This window comes from Mesorhizobium sp. M7A.F.Ca.CA.001.08.2.1 (genome assembly GCF_003998455.1).
Lineage (GTDB): Bacteria > Pseudomonadota > Alphaproteobacteria > Rhizobiales > Rhizobiaceae > Mesorhizobium > Mesorhizobium ciceri.
Genome location: NZ_RZPW01001278.1, coordinates 1 through 896, shown reverse-complemented (window position 1 = coordinate 896; position 896 = coordinate 1). Strand labels below are relative to the sequence as shown.

1 pseudogene is annotated in these 896 nt (G+C 58.7%); it reads left to right on the top strand.

From position 1 onward, the window contains the following. Nucleotides 1-524: 524 nt before the first annotated feature. Nucleotides 525-896 (top strand): annotated as a pseudogene (locus EN914_RS36810) (DNA ligase D); the annotation flags it as partial.

The following is an 896-nucleotide window of genomic DNA, read 5'->3' as shown; positions in this document are numbered from 1 at the left end:
GTGCGGGAATGATTGCAGCGGGCGCAATGCGCCGTCACCCGCATGCCGCTTTCGATCAATGAACCAAACGTCCATCCCATGGCGTGAACGTAGCAAGAGCGGGAGCGGCGATCAACGATATCTCAAAGTGGCCGGCGCCCTTTGGCGGGGTGCTTCGGAGATGGACGCCGGCCTGGCGGGCGGGGTTGGCACGCCACAGGATGGTGGTCGACACGGTCAGATACCAAGCGACGGTGACAGAACCGTGCCGACCAATCTGGGCACGAGGGTGGGCCTAGTGCCCAAACTTTACGCTACTCGCAAAACGACAGCGCAGCAATTAAACCTCATGGACTAGTTCGCGCAGTACGATCTTCGAACAGCCGGAACTATTCTTATTGGCACAGTGGCGGTCGATTCTCAGGATGTAGCCGCCCTAATTGCGACCCGTCGTGCTTGGCCAACGCGTCGGGTTCTGCGCGTGTCATCCCTTTGCAACCATTTTAGCTTAATCTAATTTAACCTCGGTCAGTCCGAGTTCGCGTATGTTGAAGTTCATCCGGCCAATGTTCCCCACGCTTGTCGAGGTGCCGCCGACAGGGGACAACTGGATTCACGAAATCAAGTACGATGGCTACCGGACGCAAATCATAATCGAGGACGGCACGGCCCGAGCGATCACCCGAAGGGGCTACGACTGGTCATCGACGTACAAGACGATAGTCGAGGTGGCGGCAACCCTTTCCCCCAAGTCGGCAATCCTCGACGGCGAGGCAATCGTCCTCAACGGGAAGGGCGTGTCGGATTTCCATTCGCTGCGGTCCGCGATGCGATGGGCGCCGGATCGGATTATCTTCGTCGCCTTCGATCTACTGCACCTGGACGGGGTCAACCTGCGCCCAGCACCTCTGCTGGAA